This window comes from Chitinophaga sp. S165, assembly GCF_003182155.1.
Taxonomy (GTDB): domain Bacteria; phylum Bacteroidota; class Bacteroidia; order Chitinophagales; family Chitinophagaceae; genus Chitinophaga.
On record NZ_QGTG01000003.1, the window covers coordinates 16,021 to 40,464 of the forward strand.

The window sequence follows — 24,444 nt, forward strand, 5'->3', positions numbered from 1 at the left end:
CCTGTAGGTCTTAAATCAGCAATCACTCAATGAAGTATATTTTATCCCTGTTGCTGTTCATATCATTGTCTGGTCAGTTAACAGCACAGTCAACGCCCCGTAACCTGTTAAGCCGGTTTACCCGTCAGGAAATCGCCGCGGCCTTGCTGGCTCCCGGTGAATGGTATCCTTTTCCGCAATGTGCCGCCGCATGGCAGAATACGCTGCCGGACTCTGTTCGCCAGAGTATTATAAGACAGGCGGAAAGCTACCTGAAGATCCCCTTTGTAGCCATTCCAGCTACAATGATGATGGAATACCAAAAAAACGGTGACCGTTCACGTTATGAAGAGATATCCTTTAGAAAACGAGATCAGTTGTTTACAATGGCAGTGGCTGAGTCCATCGAGCAGAAAGGCCGTTTCCTGAACGCTGTTATCAACGGGATCTGGTCTTTGTGTGAAGAAAGTTACTGGGGAGCGCCGGGGCATCTGTATCTCCAGAAAGCGGGAATAGACCTGGTTGATGTGGAAGATCCATCTGTAGACCTCTTCGTGAGCGAAACAGCTACCGTGCTCGCCCTGACGGATTACCTGCTGGGCGACCGCCTGGATAAGTATTCCCGGCTGCTGCGTAAACGCATTTACTATGAGGTGAACAGAAGAATGCTGACGCCACTGGAGAAAGACAGCGACCGCTATTTCTATCTGAAGAAGGGTACAAAGGAATATCCTATCAATAACTGGAACCCCTGGGTGATCAGCAACTGGATGACCAGTTTGCTGTTACTGGAAAAAGATCCCCAGCGGCGTATTGGTGAACTGGAACATGCACTGCACCTGCTGGACCATTATATTAACTTCATTGGCGATGACGGCGCTATAGATGAAGGACCCGTTTACTGGTCCGGAGCTGCGGGAAGGGTCTTTGATGCCCTTACGGTACTGGAAAGCGCGACTTCTGGTAAACTGAAGATCTATGATGCACCGGTAATAAGCAATATGGCCGCCTATATCTACAAGACGCACATTGCCGGCAGCTATTATATCAATGTGGCCGACGCTTCGCCCGTGATCAGTACAGACGGGCTGCTGCTTTACCGGATGGGACAGGCACTAAAAGATACGACCATGACCAGCTTCGGGGCCTGGGCTTTTCACCGCTATCCGGTATATACACCTATTTCGGGAGATTTTGCCAAGCCCCGTATGCTTTTCAATATGAAAGTATGGGCTGACTGTTCCAATAGCCGTGGAGTAGATCCCGCTATTCCGGATGTGTGGCTGGAAAGTATCCAGTTAATGGCGGCCAGGACAAGCAAAGGATTATTCGTAGCTACGCATGGCGGTCATAATGGAGAAAGCCATAACCACAATGATGTCGGTGATTTTATCGTATATGCATCTGGACAACCGGTTATTATAGATGTAGGCCTGGGTACCTATACGGCCAAAACCTTTTCGAAGGAGAGATATCAGCTGTGGTACAATAGTTCCGCTTATCATAACCTGCCTACTATCAATGGCGTGCAGCAGATGGCAGGCCGGAAATTCGGCGCCAGGGACGTACAATACCATAAGGATGCCAACAGCGCTACATTACATATGGACATTGCAGGCGCTTATCCACCGGAGGCCGGTGTTAGTCAGTGGAAACGGGAAGTGAAACTGGACCGGCTTCAGAACAGGGTGACCGTTACAGATGATTTTGCCCTGACAGCAGGAGGTAAGGAGCTGACACAGACCTTTATGACAGTGTGCCCGGTTGAGCTGCAGCAGGGCCTTATCCGGTTCAATATCCCGGGCGAGCGGCCGGTAGTGCTGGAGTATGATGCCGGGACCTGGAATGTCAAAAAGGAACTGGTAGACTGTAATGATCCGGATGAGAAGCGGCTGGCGGATAACTGGTCCCGCCGGTCTATTACCCGCCTCTTATTGCAACGGAAGGGAAGGGAGACAAGTGGCAGTCATGCATTCATCATCAGACAGTTATAAAGAACAAAAAAGACGGCCTGTTAAGGACCGTCTTTCTTATATCTATCTGGAAATCAGTTTTTAAGCTGCTGCTGTTTCACTTTCCTTCGCAATCTTCACCTTCTCCTTTCTTAATACGCGGGAGTACAGTGACAGTTTAGGGTCGAAGATAAAGGTGAAGAACAGTTTTGTCCATGACATATGCGAGATCAGGGAATCATAGAAAGCAGGTGCTTTACTTTTGATCTGTGGCAATTTATTCCATGGAATGGATGGGAAGTCATGGTGTTCATTGTGATATCCTACGTTAAAAGCCACTGTATTCAGCGGACCATAATAACTGTAGGTCTCCTGGATCGGGTCCAGGGTCAGGTAGTGCTCCTGGATCCAGCGGGCGCCCAATGGGTGCAGGCCAACTGAGAAGAAGAAGCTGATCAGCATATACAACAGGGCTTTAGGACCGAAGATGGCCACAATTGCCACGTCAAATGCGATCTGTACGATCCAGTTCACCACGATCCAGCGGTCCAGCAGGTCGATGTTCAGCCTTGCGGTACGACAGATCTGGAAAACAGGGAAGAAAAGGAACCACAGTGCCTTCTTAACTGGATTGTTACTTACAAGGGCAGCCTCCCAGAAATCCGGCAGGTCAGCATCCAGGTCATGCTCTCCCTGATGGGCATGGTGCTTCAGGTGATAGCGCTGGAAAGAAACAGAGCTGGGGAAAATATGAGGCCAGTTTGCGATCATGCCTGCAAACAGGTTCGGTGCCTTACCTTTGAAGATAAGACCGTGGGCGGTCTCATGGATCATTACCCACAATGCATGGCTGATGAAAGCCCCTACACCGTAAGCTACCAGGAAGATCAGCCACCAGGAAGCGTCACGTAACAATACAGAAATACCAACCTGCGCAGCTACCAGGCCGATGATCATATAGATTGTATAGGGGTTTTTCCCTATAAGCTCCTTTACTTCAGGATGTTGTTTCAGGATCTGTCTTACTCTAACATGGTGTGGGTTCGGCTCATTACTCCACGTGAAGTCAGTCGGTTTGTTACTCATATTTTTCAGTCTAAATCTTTTTTTAAAGGCTTCATAGCATTTCCCCGGGATTTCCCCTTACTTCGTTCGCATACTAATTACCTGATAATCTACAAATTGGTGAAAATATTTTAGAAAAGGTATAGATTCTCCATTCCATCCGATAAAATTAAGACTTTTTTATAAATATGACCCGATGACACTGGTCATAATAAAAAGAGCCTGCCCGGGAAGTGACCAGGCAGGCTCTTATTTTATTTCAATCTTACTTCCTACTTGTTGAAGAGGTTGACGGTAGCGCCTATTTCGTAGGTGCCGTCAACATAGGTCTTGATCCCACCTGTCTGGGAGGTATACATGGCCTGTATGCCCACCGTTTTCAGGATATTAACGCCAATACCGGCTGTTACGCTCTTTGAAGTATGGTACATGGCCATTACGTTGGCAACATCATTCAGGATAGAGACGTTAACGCCCATATCGAGGATATTGTCGTAACCGCGAACACCACGGTAGCATACCTTCGGTTCGATGGAGCTGATCGATTCATTTACAGCAAACCTGTAGGAAGCTGCCGTAAAGAAGATGCCACCACCGTCTACGCCCTTGTTATCGCCTGTGAAGAGGCTTCTGACGTTCGGGATGGATGCCTGGATATTCAGCCTGGTATCTGTATATGCCATACCGTATTCCGCTTCAAAGTAATTGTCGCGGCGGTTGAAGGCGCCTATGGAAGGGTCGTTGATATCGCCGTCCAGGTTCTTATAATCGATTCGCTGTACGTTCCAGGCCAGCGACAGACCGAAGTGCAGCTGCTGATCAGGATTGGTAAGCGGCAGATGATAAGCATAGGTCAGCGCAACACGTGTTCTGTTGATGAGACCCGCAACGTCATTGAAGAGGTGCAGACCGGCGCCTACTCTGTTCCCCACTGCACCGTCGGCAGAGAAGAACTTTGTGGTCGGAGAACCTTCAATGCCACCCCATTGATGGCGGTAGGCCGCATTCAGGTGCAGGCCTTTTTCGAACCCTGCCATAGCAGGATTAGCCAGGTACTGGTTTTGAAAATATTGTGTACCCGATGGTTCCAGCAGCGCCTGTGCATTACTGAGGGACTGAGCGCCTGCCTTGTTTATGCCAGCAGCCAAAAAGAGGCTGCTGACAATAAAGGAACGTATATAAGATTTGTAACTCATAATAAATAGTTATTACCGGTTAGGTTAATTTCTGTCTCTGATGATCGTGATATAACCTTTCGCTGTTTTAGCTCCGCCCTGGATCTTCAAGATGTAATAGTAAGTACCTTCTCCCAGCGGACTGCCATTCATAGTACCATCCCAGTCATTGCTATAATTCCTGCGGGTATATACCAGGCGGCCTGCACGGTCGAAGATCTGTATTTCATTATCCGGATAAGCGTCCAGGTTACGGATCACCCATTTATCATTCTTACCGTCTCCGTTCGGTGTGAGGAGGTTTGTTGCATCAACCTTGAAGTCTGCAACTACTGAGATCGTGAAATCAGCAGTGTTGCTACAGCCGGCTGCATTGCTTACAGTAACATGATAGGTCGTATTCTCCATTGGTCTTGCTTCCAGTACCGCGGTCTGCTGACCACTGATGATACCGTCTGCATTATCCCACTGGTAGATAGTACCGCCTGTTGCGGTGAGGTGTACAACATCGCCTTTGGAGATGCTTGTGCCTTTATCGCTCGTGATGGTTACTGCACCCAATGTTGCTACTTCAATGCTGAAGCTGCGGCGTAATGTATCCGTACCACCATTTGCAATACCACCATTATCCTTAATGGTAACTGTTACTGTAGATGTTCCGGTTGCACCTGGTTTCAGCTGGTAAGTTACCAGGCCTGTTGTGCTTACGCTCAGCTTATCGAAGCTGGATGCATTGTTTGTGATGATGTTGAAGCTGTAAGTCTGACCCGGTTCAACCGCAGATGCACCTGTCAGCTGGATGGTATGTTCTGTACCAGGACAAACAGTTTCATTGTCGATCGCATCGAGGGTTGGCGACTGGTTCACCAGTTTCACAGCGATAGTTACCGGTGTAGCAACGCTGGTGTTCAATCCGTCGCTCACAGTAACGGTCAGGTTAACCGTCGTGCCTACTTTGGCGTTCAGTTTCGCCTGATCAGCCACAGTGATGTTACCATTAGCGTCTATTGAGAAGGCGCCGTTGGAATCATCAGATGCAATAGCCCAGTTCTGGAAGATACCTGATGCATCGGTAGCAGTTGCTTTACCGACCAATGTACCTACTGCGCTTCTCTCCAGGACATCGAATGACAGGCCGCCGTCAATAACCGGAGCAGTTGCATCGTAAGTTACACTCAGTGTGTTGGAAGCAGTATTGTCGTTAAATACAACATTCTGTGCCTGGTTAGCTGGCAGCTGAATGGTTACAGCGCCATCTGCAGTTGGTGTAACTACGAGCGTATAAGTGATATTGTCTGTTGTAGACAGTGTACCGGCTGTTGCATTGGTGAGGGTAAAGTCACCGGCTGCAAGGCCGTTTACTTCTTCATTGAAGACGATGGTCACCGTGAATGGTGCGTTCACACGCGTTGCAGCACCAGTAGATAACTGTACGGAAGGAGAACCTGTGTGTACAAATACCTGCGTCATATTGCCCACATTGCTGAGTGCAAGGTCAGCGTCGTTGGTAGCGTCATCTTTAATGGTAGCACCGTTCAGAACGAGCGCTGTGCCCAGTTGGATGCCGTTCAGGTCCATGTCACCAGGTTGTACTGTGTAGCTGAAGGACAGGCTGTTCGCGGTAGCGATAGTGTATGCAGCTTGTACAGTACCACTGGTGAGATTAACATTAAGATAAGGAGCACCGCCAGCGGTATTGAGGTTGATGTTTTCATTGAAGAATACAATGAAGTTCAGTACATCACCTTGTTTATAGTAACCGTTAACCGGTACGAATACTGAATTTACAGAAGGCTTAGTGCCATCGTAAGTGAAGTTCAGCGTATTAGAAGGAGTGTTAGCGTTACCACCAACGTTTACAGCCGCATTAGCTGGCATCTGTATAGTTACAGGACCATCCAGATCTGGCGTTACAGTTACTGTGTAAGTGGTATTGGCTGTATTATTCAAACCGGAAACTGTACCGTTGGTGACAGAGAAATCACTTTCGGTCAGTACTGTTACTGGTTCACTGAAGGTCGCTGTTACGGTGAACGGTGCGTTGATCAGTGTATTGGCAGTAGAAGACAATGTAGCTGTCGGACTGGTCGTGTTCACTCTTACAGCAGAGGTATTGTCGGTGTTGTACAGTGTCAGATCTGCATCGTTATTTGCAGCATCTTTCATTGTACTGCCATTCAATTCCAGTGTGCCTATAATAATACCATCCATATCCTCATCGCCATTCACTACTGTATAGTTAAAGTGCAGGTCTCTGGTGGTTGACGCTACGGCGTCATACATTGCATTTACCAATGTAGAACCAACTTCGACTGAAACGTAAGGAGTGCCGCCAGTAAGGTTGATGATAACATCCTCATTGTAATGGACAACAAAGTTCAATACCTGGCCTGCATTGTAATATTTAGGCGCTGGTACAGACACGGATGCCACTTTTGGTTTAGTGATATCGTAAGTGATATTTAATGTATTGGATGTAGTATTACCATTGTGGCCGATGTTTTCTGCTACATCAGCAGGGACGTTCACGGTTACCTGACCTTCTCCCTGTGGAACGACTATTACAGAGAAGTGAGCGTTGTCGATCACTGTTACGGGACTTACTGTCGCATTTGTAACAGTAATATCAGCGCTGGTAAAGCCGGTCACGTTTTCGCTGAAGTCGATGTTAACGGTGAACGGCGTGTTTACGTTCGCTGCAGACGGTGTGCTTATTGATACTGTCGGGTGAGTGGTGTTCACTCTTACCATTGTCGTATTACCAACATTATTCAGTGTCAGGTTTGCATTGTTGGTTGCTGCATCTCTGATAGTGCTGCCATTTGCATTGAGGGCAACAACCTGGATGCCGTCCATATCCATCTGACCGTTCAGTACAATGTAGCTGAAGTTCAGGCCATTTGTACCGTTAGTACCGGTATAGGAAGCATTTACAGTTGTACCGCCTATGTTGAGTTCCAGCGTTGGATTGCCGCCGGTGGTATTAATGATCAGATCTTCATTAAAACGAACGATGAAGTCGAGCGTAGCACCTGCATTGTAGTATTCGTTAGGCGGAACTGCTACTGATGTAACAGCAGGAGCGGTCCCATCATATGTGAGGTTCAGGGTATTGGAGCCCGTATTACCGTTGTCGCCAATGTTGACAGCTGCATCAGGCGGCAGGGTGATCGTTACCTGACCGTTGCTTGAAGGAGAGATCAATACGGTATAGGCGCCATTGCTGCCTGCGAGTGAGCCAGCCGTACCATTTGTAACGGTGAGATCGCCTTCATTAAAGCCAGTTACTGACTCGCTGAAATTAACATTCACAGTGAACGGTGCATTAACTATCGCCGGAGCTGAAGTAGTCAGTACTACTGACGGATGTTGTGTATTAACAAATACGCCAGTTGTGTTATCAACACCATGGAGGTCCAGCAGGGCCGCGTTATCGGCGACATCTACGATGGTAGCGTTATTCAGTGTCAGGTCGCCTACTTCGATACCGTCCATATCCATCTCGCCGTTTACTACAGTGTAGCTGAAGTTCAGTCCATCTGTACCGTTAAGACCGGAGAAAGTAGTTTGTACCAGCGTAGTGCCGATAAGGAAGCTGAGAGAAGGAGTACCGTTTGTTGTATTCAGTGTGATGCCTTCACTGAAACGAATGGTGAAGTTCATTACCTGACCGGCTTTGTAGTAACCATTAGCAGGTACGTTCACAGCAGTTACAGCAGGTGGTGCGATGTCATAAATGCGGCTGAGTATATTAGACGCACTGTTGCCATTGTCGCCGATATTCTGTGCTACATCAGGATCAACCTTTACCGTTACTATGCCGTCTATACCTGGTGCAATCTGGATGAGATACGTAGAACCGGTGATCTGCGTGAAGCCTTGAACAACACCGTTGGAAACCGTTACATCAGTAGGAGCAAAGTTGGTTACTGACTCACTGAAGTTGATAGTCGCATTAAATGGCGCATTTACGATAGCAGGAGCAGTGCTCGTGATTGATGTGGACGGATGTGATGTATTCACACGTACGTTCGTGGTAGATGGTACACCGTTCAGTGTAACATTAGCATTGTTGGTAGCAGCATCACGGATAGTGGCGCCGTTTGGTATCAACGCAGTTACTGCGATACCGTCCATGTCCATATCACCATTCACTACGGTGTAGCTGAACGTGATACTGTTGCTTGTTTCACTTACATAATCGGCATCAACAGTTCCACTGGCCAGAGTAATACGAAGTGCCGGTGAACCACCTGTACGGTCAACTACAATATCCTCACTGAAATTAACAGTGAAGGTCATTGTTTCGCCTGCCTTGTAATACTTCGGTGCCGGTACTACTACTGATGAGACAGTAGGAGCTGTGGCATCATAAGTATAGGTCAGCGTATTGGACGGCGTGTTCGGATTATGACCAATATTCTCGGCAATACCGCTAGGAAGACTGATCGTCCTTGTACCATCGCTGGATGGTGTCATTAATACTTCGTAAGTGGTATTGTCACTTGTTGACAGTGAACTTACAGTCGTATTCAACACGTTGAAATCACTCTCAGAGAGACCGCTTACTGCTTCACTGAATACAGCGCGTACTGTAAATGGTGCATTAGTAGGCATTGTTGTAGGAGGAACAAAAGACAATGTTACAGACGGGATGGATGTATTTATCCGTACAAGGGTGGTAGGGTCTACGTTCTGTAATGTAGTTGACGCATCGTTACCAAGGGCATCTTTGATGGTACCGCTATTGTTCTGTACCAGTGGCTGTACGGTAATACCGTTCATGTCCATTTCACCCTGCTGTACGGTATAGCGGAATGTTAATTCAGTAGTACCAGAACCGTTGAGGTAAGGTACCTGTACGGCATCAAGACCTATGATGATATTGATGTATGGTTTACCTGCAGCATCATTCACAATTGCAGGTTCATTATATCTTACTTTGAAATCGAGATTCTGACCTGCGTGGTAGTATTCGTTTGCAGGAACGCCTACGCTGGTGATCTGAGGTCCGGTCGCATCAATGATCCACAGATAACCGTCAGGGCTGGCATCGACATTTCCAGCCTGGTCGATTGCCCGTACCTGGAAGGTATGTGGTCCATCTGCCAGTCCGGTATATGTTTGCGGGGAGGTAATCAGATTAAATGGTCCACCATCCAGAGATCCGCGGAAGGTACAATTCACTTCATTGGCAGTGAACGTAAAGGTCGCATCTCTGGAAGCACTTGGATCCGAAGGACGGGTGGCGCCGATTGTCGTATTAGGCGCTGTCTGGTCTAAAGTGATGCCATCGAAATAGCCACTTGTAACGTTGCCGGCAGCATCCCTTAATCTGTAGTCCACCTGTTTGTAACCATCGCCCGCAGGTAACGTGAAGGCCTTGCTTGCTGTAAATGGCTCATAAGCACCGAACGCGCCGCCGTCAACGGCAAAGGCCATTTGTATCGGCGTGCTGGCATCATTAGCCGTCAGGTTCAATGTCACGTTGGTGGAGTTGGTATAAGCGGCGCCACTGTTGATCGTAATTGACCCTGTAGGCGAAACTCTATCGATATTGTATGTAGCACCAGATGTATACGGCGCATTGGCGACGACAGGAGAGATGCCAGTTCCGTTGACATCCAGTCTGACAGTGCCCGCAGTACCGGTACCAGTATTAACGACCACATTGTAGAGAGTACCGCTACCGGTTATCTGTACAATGGAGGCGCCGGTAACGCCTGTAGTTGTAAGAGTGAAGGAGGCGGGAGTTACGTTAGTAGCCGAACCGCTAAAGTTAACGTTATAAATGACAGTGCTTGCAGGGGTAGGGTTCGCGCTGGCAGCTACGACGCCGGTGACGTTGATGGTAGGAGGGGCCAGTTTAACTATTTCTCCGCCGTTTTCACCGTCGTTGGCAAAGATGTTACCATTCGGCATTACAGCAATACCCCAGGGATAGAAATAGGTGATAGTCTGGAGACGGTGAAGCTCTGTGTATAGCGGAATGCCCGATTGTGTCAGGTCGGTATATTTTACCACCTGAAATTTGTCAGGATCGCTGCTTGCTTCAGCTGTATAGAAATTATCGTTGTCGTCTACAGCCAGCGATGAAAACGACCTGCCGGCGGCCAGTTGTGAGGCGCCAAAACCCGGTGCAGTCAATTTAACGATACGTCCACCACTGTTCTCGTGAAAGTCTGTAAGATAAATATTGTCATGTGAGTCAACGACAATATTGGTCGGATAAGTAGCCGGCGTAGCGAGGTCGCCGTCTCCATCAACAGGGTGATTGAAGCCATTCCAAACAACGGTGCCGGATAGTTGCTCTGCTCCGAAAGGATAGCGCACCAGTTGGTAGGTCTTGGTGCCGGAATTATATTCCATTGCCAGCAGGTTGTTACTGTTGTCAACTGCCAGCGCTGAATAATAATTGCCAGTGTGAATTGTAGTCGGGGTGGTGTAAGCGGGGGCTGCGAGTTTAATTATGCTCCAGCCAATTGCGGGGTCAAGGTCAGGAACGGTGACAAATATGTCTCCGAGTTCGTTGACCGCGAGCCCCCACGAGTAAATATTATTGCCGCTCAAGTTAGGAAGATTGGCGTAGAGTACCTGTCCTGGTGCCACGCCATTTGTATACTTGACCACTTCGTACTTGCTACTTGTGTTATTGAAGCTCACAACGAAGAGGTTACCGGCATTATCTCTGGTCATGGCGCTATAGAAGCCGCCCGTTGCCAGGCTTGTCTTCGTATACTGCGCAAAGCCATTAAAGCCGGCAAGCATAAAGAAAAATATCAGCAAGATCCTGCTGATACGTTGGGTAAATGTGTCATTCATGATGATACTTGTTAAATGCAGAGAAAAGGGTTTTGCCATCCGGACGCGGATTCATTGTGAATCACCTCAAATTCTTTCGCATCATAGCGCATTCCTGACCCCTGATCAAGAATAATTTTGTTTATTTTATTACCAGTTGTACTGATCTTGAGAATGTTGGCTGAAGGCAGGGCAAATCCTGAAGCGGGGTAAAAGTTTTTTTGTCCTCTGGGGCCATCTATCACACCAGTGCGGAGTTGTTGCTTTACTGCGTCCCAGTCCTTCTTTTTGGCATACGGTAACAATTCCCGCCACATTAATCCGGCTTCATATCCCATGAGCGCGTAAATATTAGCAGGTTGCTGTGCTATGCTTTCGAACTTCTTTACAAATTGCTGGTTTGCTTTATTCTGGTCTTCACGCATCCACATCATGGACGTGTAGATTTCCAGGTCAATGTGTTTAATGTCTTCCAATATGTCATCGTAAGCCATCGTTTCATTGATCAGCAATGGGATCTTTTTATGAAAACCGCTTAATATCCATTTTTCAAGAAACTGAGTACCCATGCTGCCAGCGAAGATGGCATGTACATACGGTGGGGGATCTTTGGCGAGTTTTGTAAAGAGTTCGTCCAGCTCCATTCTTTTCGGATCATTTTTATCGAATGGTAATACCGTCATACTTATCTGTGTGCTGCCTGCTGCTGTCACGCCTTCTTTAAAGGCGCTATGCAGGTGGTAACCAGCTTCATAAACAGGCATGACCATATGACCTCCATTCCCAAAATACCCCTGCGCCCATTTACCGAATGCATACTGTGATTGCCACAGCTGATGTGATGCATAAAATACATCTGGACTGAGGTAAGAGAAATGAGGAATATATTCACCCATATCAAAGAAGAAGGCGGGCCTTTTCGTATTCTCCACCAGGGGGACAATGTCGGGGGCTACCTGGTAACTTATAAGACCAGACAGTATATCGACATTATTAAAGAAAAGGAGCTTGCGGGCAGCAGTAACAGAAGCATCAGCGCTTCCCATGTGGGTATATTCTGATGTAAACTGCACTGTTCTTTGCCTTACGGGATCTAAACCCATGCCCAGCAGCCAGCCTGTTACCAGGTGGGCAGAATAAGCAGGATATACACCGGAATAAGGAGTTAGGAACCCAATAGAAAGCGCTGATTGCATATAAGTTTTTTAGTTACGGCTAGGGAAAATACCTGCAGTGGCGATGAGATAGCTCACACCGAGGTATGGGTTCATAATGCTGAATGGCTGGCTGCCACCTGCAATACCAACGTTTACTGTACCGGTTACGTTAGTAGTAGGCGCCAGGAAGGTCGTGTTGTCCGGAACTCCATATCCTTTAAGTGGCTGTGCACTCGGACCGCCGCCCTGGGTTGGCAGCTGCGCAGGCACCACGGTAGGGCCAGGCATGGCAGTAGAACCAAGAGCTGCGGTAGCGGCTTGCGCTACGGAAGCTGATGCAATTGTACCTGTGTGATTATGCGCAGGCATGTTGGTGATCAGCAGGGTGGTGCTAGGTGTACCGCCTATCTGGCCCAGGTCAACATTAGGTAATCCGGGACCTTGTCCGGTACCGATCGGCATACGGCCTCTCAGGTCAGGTAAGGCAAACGTAGTCTGGCCGTTACCGCCATAGGTTGTACCTAAAAGGGAAAACAGGGCAGTGTTTTGAGCGATGCTCAAAATTTGTCCCATACAAAAAGCCCATCCTCTTATTGCAAAATTTCCTCCAAAAAGAATGATCATTGCTAAATACGGTTCCATTGATCCAAATTTTAAGTGTGTTTAATTTATATAATCGGGTTATTCCTAAACTCCGGGAATTGGACGGTCGCCCCTCCACGTTGTGCCGACAGGGTTGCCATAGGGCCTATCAAACTGTTGGCTGCAGCTGCATAAACCGGTAACTCACCTTTAACAGGCTGCTGTACACTGTTTACGAATTCATGTAACGCCAGTGCATAGCCGTCGCCATCTTCTGCATACTGCTCTATATGCGGTTTGCCTGCCTCCCATATCTGGTTAGCCGGACTCTGATCTTTCAGGTAAATGGAGTTGATAAGGTCCATCCAGGTACCCTGGCTGCCAGTAACCTGGAAACCAGTAGAGGCAGGGCGATCTTGTCCTGCATCCATCTGGAGCGATAGGGTTTGCCCCTGTTGTGTGGTCAGTTCAATTGTCTGAACATCACCGGAGGTAAAGACCAGTCGCGCAGGTCCTTTTTCAGAACGCGGTTTGTTGATCACGTACTGCTGTTTTTCTTTTACCACACGCAGTGATACAAAGGTGTTACCCTTTTTCACTCCCAACATCCTGGCTGCCGCAGCTGCCGGATATACAGGATAAGAGGTCGCCTTGTCATCGTGTGCGGCCGGCAATACATCATGGCGTGCTCCAGCCCGAATTGATGTCAGTTCACCAAAAACACCTTCCTTCGCCATGTTCGTTACGGCCAGGAGGTCACGGCGATAACTGTACTCGTCCAGCGTAAAATACTGACGGCCCGTTTGCTCACTGATGCGCACAATGTCCATGTGCTCTTCCAGTGTAGCGCCCATTATGGCACCGCAGGCAACATGTTTACCCGCCAGCATCGCTGCTTTGGCAATGGTGTAGTGTTGCTCCCAGGGTGTTGCAATGATAACGGCGTCAATGTCTTTACGGGAAAGTAAAGTCTCGTAAGTGTCCTCATAAATGTCCGGACGGCTGTAGCCTGCTTTGCTGAATAACTGAAGGCTCTGACGGATGGCTTTGGGATCGGTGTCGCTGATTGCTCTTACATCCACATTTTTACTTTGGAGTGCCTGGTCCAGATACTGTTGTCCCCACAATCCAGTACCAATGAAACCAATGCGTAGACGAGAACCTTTTCCTGCGGTCAGGTAAGACGGCAGAAAGGTAAGTACGGGGGATAAAATAGCGGCATTCTTCAAGAAATGCCTTCTGCTGGTTGTATGCATAAGGAATTATTCCTACGTTAGGTTTCGATGAAAAACAATAAAATAGGTTCCAAAAAACAGATTGAAAAAATACGTCCCCTCTAAATAAGACAGATATTACGTTTACGGTCGTTGTAGGTTTTCAAATAGATCAGGGTTAAAACTATATTATATGGAATATGTGATATATGTGCAAAGATATATCTTCTTTTTTTTAGTAAGCAAATAATTTTTTAATAGATATTTAACACTATATGTAGTGCGCTTGCAGTCTATTTTCTTCTATAGCCTGCAGCTCCTATGGATGAGCCTTCCCGGGGATGATAATATGCGGCTGGGTTCACGCCGGCGGCTAACAGGGTTTCAAACTTCTTATTTTCTTCATTTTTAACGCCTTCAGTGGCATCTCCGCCTTCTTCTACGTAGACGTAATTTCTGATATTCGCACCGGTCCCGCCATTGGGTGCAATGAATACATTTCCGCTCACGATCTGCTTCCCTTTCATACCGGTATAGCCATTTATGCGCAGACTGTTTCCTTTGGTACAGGCAACGGTATTGTTAGTGATCTTTACAATGGCATTTTCAGTTCCTCTCATACTGATACCATCGCCCTGGTTATCTGCAAAAAGGTTATTGCTGATGATATGGGTAGCGCCGTTCTCTCCCGAACCATAGAACTGGCAGAATTCTCCCCAGCCGTCGTGCACATAGTTGTCGTGCGTGTTCGTATTGGTAGTACGGCCGCCAATGAGGATCCCTCCGTTATGTGCCGCATTACGCTGTGTGCCCCAATGTGTCACTTCGTTGTTAAAGATCTCCAGTCCGTCGATGGCAGACGTCTGGATCCCATCCAGGCCGATATTGCTGATCAGGTTATTGTAGATCTTTACGTTCTTCCATTTAACAGGTTGCACGTAGTCATGACCGGGCGTAAACTTTGAAGGAGATCCGTAATAAGGCTGATTGACGGTATGGTCCCAGTAGGTAGCCGTATGGCCAATGTACATAGCTTCATTCTTCGCGCCGGTAATGGTGATGTCGTGTATCAGTAAATTGTTGATCGTCGTATTGGGATAGGCTGTACTCTTATCGCCTTTTATAGGGTCTGTCTTCGCTACAATGCCATTGCCGCCGTTGGTAATGGTCAGAAAACATACTTCAATATTATCCGTCTTATTGCCTATCTGCAACTGGCGATAGGCTTCCCTTGCCTGTTGTGTTGACCCATTGATGACGATCATATTCCTGTCTGACTCGCCGCCAAAACGGATATAATGACAATTGGAAAATTCACAGGCCGCTGAATAGCCGCCCCCATTCCAGTTTGGCTCACCGATCTTTACCACCGTGTTACGATAGTTACGGATGATGATCGGTTTTTCCGCACTGCCGTTCATATTGGTAAAGGACACCGACTTGAAATTTCCTTTCAGGTTAAGGACATCGCCCGGACGGTAAGTGTTCCGCCTATTGTCAATGTCAAGTCTTCCGTTTCTGTCTGCCGTCAGGGTGTACTCCTTTGCAGTGGACGTAACGGTGTCTGTCAGGCTGGAAATATGCGTATTATCGCCTGGGGTTAGTTTGGTATCTGAGGAATAACTAACAACAACTAAGTATAAAAGGGCTGCTACAATCATGGGATATCCAAGTTAGCTCAATTTTTAATGCAACGACGCAGCAGGAGGGGAAAAATTGCGATTTCTTCAAATGGGTCCCGGTATTGGTCACCGGAACCGGAATTGTAGTAGTAACTTAACGTATGGCAAAACAAAGTGCTGGCATATTACTCTACCGGAAGAAGGCAAGGCAGCTGGAAGTCTTTTTAGGGCATCCGGGAGGGCCTTTCTGGGCAAAAAAGGACGCTGGCAGCTGGTCTATTCCCAAAGGGGAATACCTGGACGGAGAAGAGCCATTGCAGGCTGCCATCCGGGAGTTTGAGGAAGAGACAGGCTACCGGCCCTCGGGAGATTTCATCCAGCTTTCAACCATCCGTCAGAAAGGCCATAAAACGGTGCATTGCTGGGCAGTAGCGGGAGAACTGAACGCCGATACCATCGTCAGTAACCTGTTTGAAATGGAATGGCCCCCACGCTCGGGCAAGATGAAGACTTTCCCGGAGATCGACCGTGCGGCATGGTTCCCCTTAGACATAGCCCGGGAAAAGATCAATGAGCGGCAAGCCAGTTTTATTGATGAACTTGAAAAACTCATTGATGAATAGTTTCTACAACATCCACAGTACCAGGCTGCTTATGTAGCATGTTCACCCCCGCAGAGGTGTGTTTATCTCCCTATTTAACACGGCGCGTTCTGGCTTGATTTTGTGACGGGTACAGGTATGGAAAACAATACAAAAGGCAGTCTGAAGATCTCAAGTACTGCATTTGACCACGAAGGCGTTATTCCTTCCAAATATACCTGCGAAGGTGAGGAGGTCAATCCGCCGTTACAGATAGACCAGATACCCACTGGTGCAGCGACACTGTCTATCATTATGGAAGATCCGGATGCACCTAACGGTACTTTCGATCATTGGCTGGTATGGAATATTCCTCCTACAAACCTCATTGGCGGAGACACGGTGCCCGGTATCTGCGGAAAGAACGGGGGAGGCAAAACGGGTTACTATGGTCCTTGTCCACCGTCAGGCTTTCACAGGTATTACTTTCATGTCTTTGCGCTGGATACAGAACTGGACCTGGAAGTAGGCGCTGATAAGGCTACTTTGCAACAGGCCATGCAGGGGCACATCCTGGCAGAGGGAGTGCTGATGGGCCGCTATCAGAAACACGGATTATAGATAACGTTATGCATGCTTTAATAACGAAGGGCTGACAGGATTGGGAAACCGTCCTGTACAGCCCTCTTTTAATTTTATCCAAGTCATGCAGGTTCTTCACTGGCCTTTGCGTTAATATTACTTTCCGCAATGATCGTCAGTGTGGCATCCGTTTCCTTTTCTTCCGTTAAGACTGCTCTCAACATGTCGGCCACTTCAATTTCACCCAGGGTGCTTGCGAGTGTTACAAGGCTGCCATAACAGGCAATTTCATAATGCTCCACTTTCTGTGCGGCAATGATGAGTGCTACGTCCCTTTGAGCAGAACCTTCATCTGTTTCGTCTATTACCTGCCAGCCTTCATCGAATAGTCCCTGTAAGCCCATGCTAGGTTCTGCCTGTGCCGGTAAGCCGAGCATTTCAAATGCACGTTCTACTATCTTTATATGTTCTTCAGTTTGCTGCCTGTGCATATCGAATGCCTGTATCAGCTCTTCATTGGTAGCAGCGCCCGTCATGGTGGAAAGGACATTTACCAGGTGTTGTTCTGACCAGTATATTTCCTGTAACATGGTAACGAAGAACTCCTCCAGTTTGGAGTTAGCGGTAGTGTTGGATAGTATCTGCATAATTCAAGGTTTTAATTACACACGGCCCAAATACTATACCGTGAAGAAGAAGGATGAAAATGATCCTGGTAACGATGTTATTTGTAGAAACAAGTACATATACAACGAGGAGCTTTCCACACAAACAGCCGAAGATCCCAGCGTACTACCTCCCGTTTATAAAATACCTATCTTTGAACAGGATAATAAAAGGTCTATGGTTTTTAAGAATGATGAAAAGGAAATGCTGAGTTTAACCGAACTCGATAAAGCTAATTCCGATATTGTTTTCGATGTACATGAAACAGATATGACGTTTATCTGGAATGTTGAGGAATCACTTCATATCACGGTCGATAAGGTGCCTTATCAGCTATCTAAAAACCAGATCATCTTTCTTACAGAGTTCCATAAAGTTGACAGCATTGACCTGGAAAAAGCGCGTATGCTGCGTTTCAATCAACCATTTTACTGTATTGTTAATCATGATAACGAAGTTGGCAGCAAAGGATTGTTATTCTTTGGTGCTACCGCTATACCGATAGTTACTATCGACGAGAACGACCTGAAAGATTTCGACATCACCTGGGATATTTTCTGCCGTGAAATGCAGCAGCAGGACCTTCTGCAAAAAGATATGCTGCAGGCGATCCTTAAAAGAATGCTTATTCTCTGTGTCAGAAGTTTAAAGAAGTCCACTCAGCTGAACAAACTTGATAAGAACCAGACAGACATAGTCAGGGAGTTTAATTACCTGGTAGAAGGTCATTATACCCGGCATCATGATGTGGCATTCTATGCTGCAAAGCTGAACAGGTCACCTAAAACGCTTTCCAATTTATTCTCCCTTGCTTCAGAGCGGAAGCCTTTAACGATTATCCATGACCGCATCATGCTGCATGCCCGGAGACAGATCGTCTATACCAAGCTTTCTATCAAAGAAATAGCCTACGGTCTGGGATTTGAAGATATACAGACCTTCAGCAGGTTCTTTAAGAACAAGCAGGGAATGTCTCCCGTTCAATACAGGGAAAAAGCTGCTTTACAACAAAATTAGTATCCTCCTTTTTTATCAGTGCAGTTACCACCACCAGCGCTCTGCTGAATGGTTAAGGCGCTCATTATTCTCTTCTTCGGGCATTCTTTCATACCCCCTGTCTCTTCTCTACGCGGAAAAATAGTTAAGTCTTCGGGAAATGATGCCTAACAGGACGGCTGATTATTGTCTCACCTTTGAGTCATGAAAATCGATTTTCAAAAAAGAACAGAACAATTAGTCAAAACAAACAATAACGATCATGAACACAACCTATAATACGAAAAAGATCCACGGAGTAGAGATCTTTTACAGAGAAGCAGGTGATAAAACAAAGCCAACTTTAGTACTGCTGCATGGCTATCCAACATCTTCACATATGTACAGGAACCTGATCAATGACCTGTCTGATAAATACCATCTCATTGCGCCTGATTATCCTGGCTATGGCAGAAGTGAGCAGCCTCCGATGGCCGAATTTGATTATACATTTGAAAATTTTGCTAAGATCATTACGGCCCTGCTGGCAGAACTGGATATTCAGAAATACAGTCTGTACCTGATGGATTATGGCGCTCCTATTGGTTTTAGGATAGCCAGTACCAGCCCTGAAAAGGTCGAATCATTGATCATTCAGAACGGTTGTGCTTATGAAGAAGGATTGGAAACCTTCTGGGACCCTATCAAAGCTTACTGGAAGAATATCAATGATAAGGAAGCTGAAGCAACACTTAGAACTTTCCATGATCCGAATGGGTTAAAGTGGCAATACACACATAATGTGCCCGATGTAAGCAAGATCTCTCCCGACAACTGGGAAATAGATCTGAGGCACCTGGAAAGGCCTGAAAACGGAGCTATACAGCTTGCTTTGTTTTATGACTATCAGACGAACGTTGTGTTGTATCCTAAGTGGCAGGAATATTTCCGGAAGTATCAGCCGGAAACACTGATCGTATATGGTGAGAACGATTACATTTTCCCCGGCTCCGGAGCAGAGGCTTTCAAGAAAGATCTGAAGAACCTGGAGTTTCATCTGTTTGAAACCGGGCACTTCGCTTTGGAAAGTTATGGAACAGAAATAGCAGATTTGATAAGCGATTTCCTGGCCAGGAAAGTAGTGAAATAAACAGATATGGTGCTGCGATATGTATCAGATCATATCGCAGCATTCTTTCAGGTTGTAGTATATGCTAAACATAGTGTTATGAATTATTCAAAGCTGGCGTTTACAGACGCCATAAAACAGTTGCAGGAAAAACAGGGTAGCAGGCTTGCTTATGACAGGGTGGAAAAGATGTCTTATGTAGATGGTTTAACAGATGCTGAGATTGAATTTATCGGTCAGCGGGATAGCTTTTATATGGCTTCATTTTCCGAGAATGAGTACCCTTATATTCAGCATCGTGGCGGTCCGAAAGGCTTTATAAAAGTCATCGACAATTCTACTATCGGCATTGTTGATTTTACGGGGAACCGGCAATATATCTCTGTTGGAAACATTAGTAAGAACGCAAAGGTTTCTCTCATTCTCGTATCATATCCGCAGAGGGCGAGATTGAAAATTTATGCAGAGGCAGAGATCGTAGAACTGGACGAAAATCCGGAACTGTATCAACTGCTGAAGCCAGCGGATTATAAGTTTAAACCGGAACGTATGATGATCTTTAAGATCAAGGCGTATGACTGGAATTGTCAGCAACATATAACGCCGAGATTCAGCGTGCCCGAAATTGAGGAACTGGTTGCACCGCAAAAGCGATATATAATATCACTGGAAGAGGAAGTGAAGCGGTTGAAGGAAGAGCTGGCGAAGAAGAACAACATCTCATAAAATGAGATAAAAAGAAAAGGCGCCTCCCTGGAAGGAGACGCCCATATAAACAGGAATCAGAATGGCTATTTAACGGATGCAGCCCAGTCATCCATATACTTTTCGAATACCGTCAGCGGCATATCACCCTGGCGAAGTACGGCATCATGGAATTTCAGCAAACTGAATTTGTCGCCTAGTAGTTTGCTGTATTTCTCTCTCAGCCTCATGATGGTAAGACCGCCTGCTTTATAAGACAGCGCCTGCCCCGGATTGGCGATATACCGGTCAATTTCTTTGGTGGCAATGTCATTATCGACCGATTCATGAGCGGTCATATAAGCAATTGCTTCTTCTCTTGTCATTTTACCTGTGTGTAAAGCCACATCTACCACCAGCCTGATAGCGCGGTGAATTTCATTATTCAGTGCTCCCATTTTCTGATAAGGATCTGTGTAACATCCTACCTGCTCACCCAGCGATTCACAATAAAGCGCCCAGCCTTCAACATACGAACTGAACGTAGGTAGCTTGCGGAACGCAGGCAACGCTGTATTCTCCTGCTGCAATGCGATCTGGAAGTGATGACCGGGTATCGCTTCATGTATGAATGTTGCTTCCAGTCCATAAAAGGTGACATTCACTTTTGTAGCATCGGGGATTGGCACATAGAATATTCCTGGTCTGGCGCCATCTATTGAGGGCGTGAGATAGGAGGGGCCGCCCTGTGAATGTTCCATGAAAGGCAAAGAACGTCTGATCTCAAACTTGCTTTTAGGTTGAAGACTGAACATTTCCGGAAGGTGTGGCTGGATCTTCTGGTAGATGTTGCTGTATGCGGCAATAACCTCCTCCGGTGTTTTAAACGGCATAAACTGTTTGTCAGTTTTGAGGAAGTGAAAGAACTCCTGCAAAGTACCCGTAAAACCGGTCTTCGTTTTAATCCCTTCCATTTCCTGCGTGATACGCGCTACTTCTGAAAGTCCCAGCTGGTAAACGTCTTCGGGTGTATAGCTGGCAGTGGTGTAGAAGTGTACCTGCTCTTCATAGTATTCTTTACCCAATGGATATACGTTCACGCCTGCTGTTATTGGAGCGGCGGGCAGATATACATCTTTCAGATAAGTGACCAGTCTTTTATAAGCAGGCGCCAGTATGGTACTGATCGTTTTTTTGTAATCTGCGATGATCCGTTTTTTATCTGCTTTGGATATACTGGCCGGCATATTGGTCAGACGTCTGTAGAACATACTTTTTGCCGGATCTGTTTCCGTTAAGGGAGTCATTGCAGTGATGGCTTTTTCGACGATCACCTTTGGCCGCATCATGCCCATTTGTTTTCCTTTCTCAAGATTGGCAATAGCGGTGTCCAGCCAGGGGCCGAAGGCAATCATACGTTTGTTCCAGTTACGGTAGTCCTGTGCTGTATTAAATGGAAGGAAAGATTCACCTGCGCCCAGCTGGCCGATGGTCAGCGGCATGTCGCTGAGCTGTCCGAAGGGAATGTATTCGAGATGATACTTCAGTAATTGCAACTGGTGCCGGAGCACTTCGGTCAATACGTCAAAAGAGATCCTGTCGGCGGTATTCAGTTCCTCTCTGTTGAATGGGCGAAGGGAGTCCTGGTATCTTGTAAAGAAACGCTCCTGTTCATTGATGTAAGGAGCGGAGATATCGTTCGGCAGCAGATCGTTATAACGGTTATCGCCTGCGGCCGTGGCATCCAGTGGAGAGAGGCGCTTGTATTCCTCGTAATAGTTGTCGAACAGGCGGTGCAGTTTTTCATTCTTGTCCTGTGCCGTAAGATTGAACGCTGATAACAAGGATAAAGCTATCAGCAGAAAGCGTTGCATAGTTTTTATGGTCATGTCTTCTTGTTACTTATTATCGTGGATCTATAATTCTTTTGCCATCCAGACGCTGCATCCGAAATGACCGGAAGCGCCCAGTGCCTGGAACAGGTAGATGAAGCCCATCTTTTCATACAGCGGGATAGCGGTGACCAGTTCCGGCATTGTTTCCAGGTAGATGTGTGTAAAGCCGGCCTGTGTGGCGGCGTCAAAACATTGCTCTATGAGTTGTTTGCCCAGTCCTTTGCCTCTTGCTTCCGGCAGGAGATAAAGTTTCACCAGTTCACAGTAACCGGGAGGCAGCCCATGCGTAGGATAGATGCCGGCTCCGCCGATGATCTGGCCTTCCTGTTCGGCCAACCAATAAGCGGCCTGCGGATAACTGAATACGTTGTACAGTTCATCCAGGCTGTTATCAAAATAAGCTGTACCGGGTTTATTGGCCTTAAATTCGGTCAAAACCGCTCTGATGATACGGGCAATCGCTTCGTTGTCGGAGGGCCGTATAGGCCGTATAATTGCTGTTTCCACACATGCAAAACTAGGGCCTATGAAGATCGCAAAATTGTATGTAATTAACCTGAAGAAAATTCGTGCTATTGAAAATGATCAGAGACTCCTGTATTCTTTAGGTAGCAATCCGGTGATATGGCGGAAGGTACGCGTGAAATGGGCCTGGTCGGTAAAACCGCAAAGGTAGGCGATCTCTGTCAGCGAGTGTTGATTGGTGCGGATCAGTGCCAGGGCATGTTCCGTTTTGATACGGCGGATATATTCTCCCAGGTTACAGTTGAAATAAGTGGAGAAATACCTGGAGATCGTAACGGGATGAAGATCGAGTACAGCCGCCAGCTCTGTAAGCGTCATAGGAGCGTTCCAGTTATCGTGCAGTACAGACCTGATCTTCTTTGTCCATTCAGGATATTGTTTGTCTGTCGGTAGGGCCGACTGCACGAGATTGATACATAGCTGGTCAATAGCAATGGAAGATTCGGGATCATTAATGTAATGTTCTTTCATGATCCGGATCAATCCGTGGGTATTACAGGACGTATTATGCTCGAACATAAGGGACTCCGCCGGTATGGACAGTCCGTACTTTTCAAAGAAAGAACGTTCGAATTCGATATTGAAGATGCGGGTACCGGGACGGTAGTCGATATTCTGGTGGGGAATGCCCGGATAATAGTATAAACCGGTACCAGCGGGCTGAATGGAGGAGCCGTCTTTACGGACCTCTTTACTACCACCTGAAAGGATATGTGAAAAATGTGGATTGGCGTGATAATGCCATTCGGAGCTGAAGTTTTCGGGAATGGCCGTTTCACTTGTAATGATGTAGCTGAAGGACCTTTCCTTTATTTTCGGACCTACATAAGTGCCGCTTTCATACCTTACAGGATCTTGCATTGCCATGATCCAAAGATATAAACTGTTGAAAGATATACAGGGTATTTCTTTGGCAGCAGAGCGTGTTTAATCTTACCTTTGTATTGTTAATCTCAATACCGAACCCCATGACAATTACCAACGAACAGCTACAGGCTATTATGCCGGAGGCTGAAACTCAGCACATTCAAACTTACTTACCTTATTTGAACCAGGAGATGCCTGTCTACCAGATCAATACACCTGCAAGAGCCGCCGCATTTCTGGCTCATCTGGCACATGAAAGCGGACAGTTCCGTGTGGTTACTGAAAACCTGAATTACCGGGCGGAACGATTACTGGTGGTGTTCCCTAAATATTTCCCGACGCTTGCAGTTGCAAAACAGTTTGGAGGTAAGCCTGAAAAGATCGCCAATAAGGTGTATGCTAACCGTTTAGGCAATGGACCTGAATCCAGCGGGGACGGCTGGCGGTTCAAGGGCCGCGGACTGATACAACTGACCGGGCGGGCCAGTTATGGCGATTGCAGTAAGGCACTGACGGGGAATAAGACTACTTTCCAGGATGCATCAGACCTGCTTGCTACTCCGCAGTATGCGGTCGCGTCTGCCTGCTGGTTCTGGACGGTATATAAGGCCCTGAACGAGGTGGCTGACCAGCCCGATACCTGGGCGACAATGTATAAAAACAAGAATTACAGCAAGTTCCAGTGGTTAACCCTGCGTATCAACGGCGGCCTGAACGGGTATGACGACCGGCTGGGCTTCTGGGAAAAGGCCAAAATGGTCCTAAAGTGAGCAGCGCTTTACAATTAGATTACAGTGAAGGTTGGGACGGAACTTTCTAAAGCCGTATATTTGCATTCTTCCCATTAGATCAACTATACTACTCCCATTGAATAACTTATTGTAAAACAAACAATTGTATTCGCCATAGAAGGCGTCGGCGTTTGTCTTTAGGCATTTCGCAGGCGTATTCCGGAAGCGGAACAGGGAAATCTATACCCGTAAAGGGCCGGCA

The 24,444-nt window shown here is 46.9% G+C and carries 18 protein-coding genes; 7 read left to right on the forward strand and 11 right to left on the reverse strand.

Features of this window, described 5'->3' with window-relative positions:
• Window positions 1-29 precede the first annotated feature (29 nt).
• On the forward strand, window positions 30-1,973 hold the full coding sequence (locus C7475_RS14430) for a heparinase II/III family protein (RefSeq protein WP_110054102.1): 1,944 nt from the start codon (window positions 30-32) through the stop codon (window positions 1,971-1,973).
• Between the two features lie 60 nt (window positions 1,974-2,033).
• Here C7475_RS14430 and C7475_RS14435 read toward each other — a convergent pair whose 3' ends face one another.
• The 7 genes from C7475_RS14435 to C7475_RS14465 form a co-directional block, all read right to left on the reverse strand.
• Window positions 2,034-3,017, reverse strand: a complete 984-nt coding sequence (locus C7475_RS14435) for a fatty acid desaturase (protein WP_110054103.1) — start codon at window positions 3,015-3,017, stop codon at window positions 2,034-2,036.
• Between the two features lie 251 nt (window positions 3,018-3,268).
• Window positions 3,269-4,192: a PorP/SprF family type IX secretion system membrane protein gene (locus C7475_RS14440; RefSeq protein ID WP_110054104.1), complete on the reverse strand. Its 924-nt coding sequence runs from the start codon at window positions 4,190-4,192 to the stop codon at window positions 3,269-3,271.
• A gap of 24 nt (window positions 4,193-4,216) precedes the next feature.
• On the reverse strand, window positions 4,217-10,993 hold the full coding sequence (locus C7475_RS14445; protein ID WP_158286505.1) for an Ig-like domain-containing protein: 6,777 nt from the start codon (window positions 10,991-10,993) through the stop codon (window positions 4,217-4,219).
• Between the two features lie 11 nt (window positions 10,994-11,004).
• Window positions 11,005-12,168: an ABC transporter substrate-binding protein gene (locus tag C7475_RS14450; RefSeq protein ID WP_110054106.1), complete on the reverse strand. Its 1,164-nt coding sequence runs from the start codon at window positions 12,166-12,168 to the stop codon at window positions 11,005-11,007.
• A gap of 9 nt (window positions 12,169-12,177) precedes the next feature.
• Window positions 12,178-12,771, reverse strand: a complete 594-nt coding sequence (locus C7475_RS14455) for a phage tail protein (protein ID WP_110054107.1) — start codon at window positions 12,769-12,771, stop codon at window positions 12,178-12,180.
• A gap of 26 nt (window positions 12,772-12,797) precedes the next feature.
• Complete coding sequence (locus tag C7475_RS14460; RefSeq protein WP_110054108.1) at window positions 12,798-13,967, reverse strand: Gfo/Idh/MocA family protein; 1,170 nt, start codon at window positions 13,965-13,967, stop codon at window positions 12,798-12,800.
• 251 nt (window positions 13,968-14,218) lie between these two features.
• On the reverse strand, window positions 14,219-15,586 hold the full coding sequence (locus C7475_RS14465; RefSeq protein ID WP_110054109.1) for a right-handed parallel beta-helix repeat-containing protein: 1,368 nt from the start codon (window positions 15,584-15,586) through the stop codon (window positions 14,219-14,221).
• 122 nt (window positions 15,587-15,708) lie between these two features.
• Between C7475_RS14465 and C7475_RS14470 the strand changes: the two genes are divergently transcribed.
• Window positions 15,709-16,170 carry an NUDIX domain-containing protein gene (locus tag C7475_RS14470; protein WP_110054110.1) on the forward strand — a complete coding sequence of 154 codons (462 nt, stop codon included), beginning with the start codon at window positions 15,709-15,711 and terminating at the stop codon, window positions 16,168-16,170.
• 117 nt (window positions 16,171-16,287) lie between these two features.
• The gene (locus C7475_RS14475) at window positions 16,288-16,749 is read left to right on the forward strand and encodes a YbhB/YbcL family Raf kinase inhibitor-like protein (RefSeq protein WP_110054111.1); all 462 of its coding nucleotides are present in this window, start codon (window positions 16,288-16,290) and stop codon (window positions 16,747-16,749) included.
• An 83-nt stretch (window positions 16,750-16,832) separates the two neighbouring features.
• Here the strand turns inward: C7475_RS14475 and C7475_RS14480 are convergent, their stop codons facing one another.
• Complete coding sequence (locus C7475_RS14480; RefSeq protein WP_110054616.1) at window positions 16,833-17,357, reverse strand: ferritin-like domain-containing protein; 525 nt, start codon at window positions 17,355-17,357, stop codon at window positions 16,833-16,835.
• Window positions 17,358-17,397: 40 nt separating this feature from the next.
• Here C7475_RS14480 and C7475_RS14485 point away from each other — a divergent pair, with 40 nt between their 5' ends.
• From C7475_RS14485 to C7475_RS14495, 3 genes are all read left to right on the forward strand, one after another.
• Entirely contained in the window at window positions 17,398-18,393 is a 996-nt protein-coding gene (locus C7475_RS14485; RefSeq protein WP_158286506.1) for an AraC family transcriptional regulator, read from the forward strand.
• Window positions 18,394-18,634: 241 nt separating this feature from the next.
• Window positions 18,635-19,501: an alpha/beta fold hydrolase gene (locus tag C7475_RS14490; protein ID WP_110054113.1), complete on the forward strand. Its 867-nt coding sequence runs from the start codon at window positions 18,635-18,637 to the stop codon at window positions 19,499-19,501.
• A gap of 78 nt (window positions 19,502-19,579) precedes the next feature.
• Window positions 19,580-20,206 (forward strand): pyridoxamine 5'-phosphate oxidase family protein, encoded by a 627-nt coding sequence (locus tag C7475_RS14495; protein ID WP_110054617.1) that lies wholly within the window; start codon window positions 19,580-19,582, stop codon window positions 20,204-20,206.
• A gap of 65 nt (window positions 20,207-20,271) precedes the next feature.
• On the opposite strand, the gene C7475_RS14500 is transcribed toward C7475_RS14495, so the two are convergent.
• The 3 genes from C7475_RS14500 to C7475_RS14510 form a co-directional block, all read right to left on the reverse strand.
• Complete coding sequence (locus tag C7475_RS14500) at window positions 20,272-22,053, reverse strand: DUF885 family protein (protein ID WP_110054114.1); 1,782 nt, start codon at window positions 22,051-22,053, stop codon at window positions 20,272-20,274.
• 27 nt (window positions 22,054-22,080) lie between these two features.
• Window positions 22,081-22,566, reverse strand: a complete 486-nt coding sequence (locus C7475_RS14505) for a GNAT family N-acetyltransferase (protein ID WP_110054115.1) — start codon at window positions 22,564-22,566, stop codon at window positions 22,081-22,083.
• A gap of 78 nt (window positions 22,567-22,644) precedes the next feature.
• Window positions 22,645-23,451 (reverse strand): AraC family transcriptional regulator, encoded by an 807-nt coding sequence (locus tag C7475_RS14510; RefSeq protein WP_233259862.1) that lies wholly within the window; start codon window positions 23,449-23,451, stop codon window positions 22,645-22,647.
• Window positions 23,452-23,552: 101 nt separating this feature from the next.
• Between C7475_RS14510 and C7475_RS14515 the strand changes: the two genes are divergently transcribed.
• The gene (locus C7475_RS14515) at window positions 23,553-24,221 is read left to right on the forward strand and encodes a glycoside hydrolase family 19 protein (protein WP_110054116.1); all 669 of its coding nucleotides are present in this window, start codon (window positions 23,553-23,555) and stop codon (window positions 24,219-24,221) included.
• Window positions 24,222-24,444: the final 223 nt, after the last annotated feature.